The 3,686-nt window shown below is 63.1% G+C and carries 4 protein-coding genes and 1 pseudogene; 2 read left to right on the top strand and 3 right to left on the bottom strand.

Features of this window, described 5'->3' with window-relative positions; all coding sequences use genetic code 11:
* Positions 1-2,211 (top strand): DNA polymerase I (gene polA, locus ACREC7_RS16060; RefSeq protein ID WP_431556695.1); only part of this gene is annotated, 2,211 nt, incomplete at its 5' end.
* Here the strand turns inward: polA and ACREC7_RS16055 are convergent.
* The 3 genes from ACREC7_RS16055 to ACREC7_RS16045 all read right to left on the bottom strand — a co-directional run bounded on the left by ACREC7_RS16055 (position 2,208) and on the right by ACREC7_RS16045 (position 3,395).
* Positions 2,208-2,630, bottom strand: coding sequence for a type II toxin-antitoxin system VapC family toxin (locus ACREC7_RS16055; RefSeq protein ID WP_431556694.1), 423 nt, complete (start codon positions 2,628-2,630; stop codon positions 2,208-2,210). The genes polA and ACREC7_RS16055 overlap by 4 nt on opposite strands.
* Positions 2,627-2,923, bottom strand: a complete 297-nt coding sequence (locus ACREC7_RS16050) for a FitA-like ribbon-helix-helix domain-containing protein (RefSeq protein ID WP_431556693.1) — start codon at positions 2,921-2,923, stop codon at positions 2,627-2,629. Before ACREC7_RS16050 ends, ACREC7_RS16055 begins: the two co-directional genes overlap by 4 nt.
* A gap of 64 nt (positions 2,924-2,987) precedes the next feature.
* A complete protein-coding gene (locus tag ACREC7_RS16045; RefSeq protein ID WP_431556692.1) occupies positions 2,988-3,395 on the bottom strand; it encodes a RidA family protein in 408 nt (135 codons plus the stop codon).
* 98 nt (positions 3,396-3,493) lie between these two features.
* Between ACREC7_RS16045 and ACREC7_RS16040 the strand changes: the two are divergent.
* Positions 3,494-3,686, top strand: a pseudogene (locus ACREC7_RS16040) (hypothetical protein); the annotation flags it as partial.

The following is a 3,686-nucleotide window of genomic DNA, read 5'->3' as shown; positions in this document are numbered from 1 at the left end:
ATCGGCGACCTTGCCGTGCACGAGCCCGATCACAAGCGGCTGATCGCCTTCCTCAAGGCGATGGAGTTCAACTCGCTGACGCGGCGGGTGGCGGAATTCGCCGGCATCGATGTCGCCCAGATCGAGGCGGATGGGAGGCTCGGCGCGGCCGAGCGCGGCGGCACGGCCAACGCCCGAGCGCAGGCGCGGCCCCAGACGCCAGCCGCTTCAACCGGCGCGCTTCCCCTCTTGGGAGGAGGGATGAGTCTTCCCAAGCGGCCAACGGCGGACGCGTCGGGAGCGGCTGCGAGCGGGATGGCGCCGCAGAACCTGATCTCGGCTGTGCTTGAAACGCTGCACAAAATTCCGTTCGATCGCTCCCGCTATGCGATCCTTCGCAACCTCGAGCAGATCAATGGCTGGGTCACGCGCGCGCTCGATCTTGGCGCGGTTGCGATAGCAACCGAGGGCCAGAGTCTCGATTCGATGCGGGCTGCGCTTTGTGGCGTATCGCTCGCGCTTACCCCGAACGAGGCTTGCTACATCCCGATTGCCCATCGCAAGGCGGGGGATGGCGGCTCCGAGGGACTGTTCGCCGGCGGCATCGCGCCCGATCAGATTTCGGAACAAGTAGCCCTCGACGCCCTGCGGCCACTGCTGGAAAACGGCGGCATCGTCAAGATCGGGCACGACCTGAAGTTCGCTTGGCAGATGTTCTCTCAACGCGGAATCGAGCTTTATCCTTACGATGACACGCTCCTGATCTCCTATGTCCTGGATGCCGGGCGTGGCGGTCACGGGCTCGATGAACTCGTCAGGCGTCACTTCGATCATGTCATGATCGACCACGATGCATTGGTTGGCTCGGGGAAATCCCGGGTTCCGTTCGATTGCGTGGATGTCGCGAAAGCGGCGGAATACGGCGCCGAACGGGCCGACGCAACCTTTCGCCTATGGCGGCTGCTCAAGCCCAGGCTTCCCGCCAACCACGTCGCCACCGTCTATGAAACCCTTGAGCGGCCGTTGATGGCCGTGCTGGCGCGCATGGAGCGGCGCGGCATCTCGGTCGACCGGCAAACGTTGTCGCGGCTTTCCGGCGAGTTCGCGCAGCGCGCGGCCGCTCTGGAGGCGGAAGTGCGCGAGCTTGCCGGCGATCCATCGTTCAATCCCGGCAGCCCCAAGCAGCTCGGCGACATCCTGTTCGGCAAGATGGGACTGGGCGGCGGCGCCAAGACCAAGACCGGTCAATGGGCGACCGGAGCGCGCGTGCTGGATGAGCTGGCCGAACAAGGGCATGAGCTGCCGCAGAAGATTCTCCACTGGCGCCAGGTAACGAAGCTCAAGTCCACCTATACGGATGCCCTGCCAGGCTACATCAATCCCGATACCCGCCGCGTGCACACCAGCTACGCGCTCGCGGCGACGCCGACCGGCCGGCTCTCTTCTTCCGAACCGAACCTGCAGAACATCCCGATCCGCACGGAGGAAGGACGCAAAATCCGTCGCGCCTTCATCGCGACCGAGGGCCATAAGCTCGCCTCGGCCGACTACTCGCAGATCGAGCTTCGGCTGCTTGCCGAGATCGCCGGCATCGAGCCGCTGCGCAAGGCGTTCCGCGACGGTCTCGACATCCACGCCATGACGGCCTCGGAAATGTTCGGCGTGCCGGTGAATGGGATGCCGGCCGAGGTGCGCCGCCGCGCCAAGGCGATCAATTTCGGCATCATCTACGGCATCTCGGCATTCGGCCTCGCCAACCAGCTCGGCATCGCGCGCGAGGAAGCCGGCGCCTACATCCGAAAATATTTCGAGCGTTTCCCCGGCATCCGCGACTACATGGAAGAGACCAAGGCGTTCTGCAAGAAGAACGGCTACGTGCTGACGCTGTTCGGCCGCAAGTGCCACTATCCCGATATCGCCGCCGCGAATGCCTCGATCCGCTCCTTCAACGAACGCGCTGCCATCAATGCGCGGCTGCAAGGCACCGCCGCCGACATCATTCGCCGCGCCATGGTGCGCATGGACGACGCGCTGGCCAAGCACAAGCTCGGCGCCCGGATGCTGCTGCAGGTGCACGACGAACTGGTGTTCGAAGTGCCCGACGACGAGGTCGACAAGACGCTGCCGGTGATCAAGCAGGTGATGGAAGATGCCCCTATGCCGGCGATCTCGCTATCGGTGCCGCTGCAGGTCGACGCCAGGGCGGCCGGCAATTGGGACGAGGCGCATTAGACGATTTCGGCGAGCATTCTAACCTCGGCGCCTCGAAAGCTGCTCCGTTGGACCGCGCCAGCAAACCGCCGGTCTGCCGTCACCAACGGTGCGGCTATATCTTCCGCGAGCGCCAGATAAAGGCAATCGTAGATTGGATGATCAAGGTCGCGCGCAATCGAAAGAGCCCTGCTGATCAACCGCCGAAGCGGCTTCACGTCAAGTGGCATAATGAGGAAATTCTCAATAAGGCTGCCAGCATTGCTGGCTTCAAGGCGGCGGTCGCGGACCCGAGCCCATAACGCATTTGCTATTTCGGCAAACACAATTTCAGGGACACAAAGCTGGTAGTGCGACGCCAAGGATTTGGCAATATCGGTGTCCTCCTCGGCGACCAGAAGCTTGAATAAGACGCTGGCGTCGCAGATCAGTCTGGTCATCGCTTGCGCCTGCTCGGGGGAAGTGCCCACTCCTTGAGATAGCGGGTGCGCTCATCGCGCATCCGGCGAAACTCCTCGCTCGAGTCTGGAAACACCTTGTCGCCGAACATTTTACGTCGCACTTTTTCCATCTCCTTCAACCAAGCGCGTTGGCGCTCCAGTTGCTTGTCAGCGATAGCCTCCACCAAAATCGTTCGCGCTTCCTCTTCCATGGAATGGCCGGCATCGGCTGCGCGCTTCTTTAGGCCTTCGATAATTGCTGGATCGAGCCGGCGGATGGTGATCTGACTCATGGCATTTTGCTCTGCATGCAGTGCATGCAATGTAGTCACACGGCTCGCCCCTTGCAAACGCAGCTCACCGCTGCGGCACCACCGCGATCGCTTCGATCTCGAACAGCGCGCCCTCGCGGGCGAGCCGCACGATCTGCACTGCGGTCGAAGCCGGCGGCGCCTTGGTGTCGACGTAACGGTCGCGCACTTCGAAATAGAGCGGCAAATGCGCCATATCGACAAAGAAGCATGTGACCTTCGTCACGTGCTCGAAGCCGGCGTCAACCGCGGTCAGCGCCGCTTTCAGATTTTCGAAACATTGCGCGGCCTGGGCGCGGAAGTCGCCGGCCGCGCCGGCGAACTTTCCGTCAGCCGTCATGCCGAGCTGACCGGAGAAATAGATCGTGCGGCTCGGACCCATGGTTTCGACCGCATGGGTATAGCCGCGGGAAGCCGGCATGGTGGCGGGATTGTGGAAGCGGTGAACGGCCATGACTTGTCTCCGTGCGGGTGTCGATGCCAGCCTAGCGGCGGGCGCAATCGCGGCTGGGCTATAATGCAAACGTCGAGGCGGCATGGCAAAGTCTTGCCATGCATGCCGCTCGCATCGCCGTCCTGAGCGCAGCCGTCTTTGCGCCGCAAGCCGCCCAAGCTGCGACGGTCCAAGCCCTGGATGGCGCAACGCTCAATGGGGCGACGCTCGCCTGGCCGTGGGCGCTGCCGTTCGCCGGCATTCTGCTGACCATCGCGTTGGGACCGCTCTTGTTTGCGCGGCTGTGGCACC

The sequence above is a fragment of the Methyloceanibacter sp. genome (genome assembly GCF_050728395.1).
In the GTDB taxonomy this organism is placed as follows: Bacteria; Pseudomonadota; Alphaproteobacteria; order Rhizobiales; family Methyloligellaceae; genus Methyloceanibacter.
The sequence above is the reverse complement of the archived record's forward strand: the minus strand, read 5'-3'. Positions and strand labels throughout refer to the sequence as shown.

Excerpts from the sequence above, each read along its gene's own strand:
- ACREC7_RS16045 (WP_431556692.1), bottom strand. The coding sequence starts at position 3,395 with ATGGCCGTTCACCGCTTCCACAATCCCGCCACCATGCCGGCTTCCCGC.
- ACREC7_RS16050 (WP_431556693.1), bottom strand. The coding sequence starts at position 2,923 with ATGAGTCAGATCACCATCCGCCGGCTCGATCCAGCAATTATCGAAGGC.
- ACREC7_RS16055 (WP_431556694.1), bottom strand. The coding sequence starts at position 2,630 with ATGACCAGACTGATCTGCGACGCCAGCGTCTTATTCAAGCTTCTGGTC.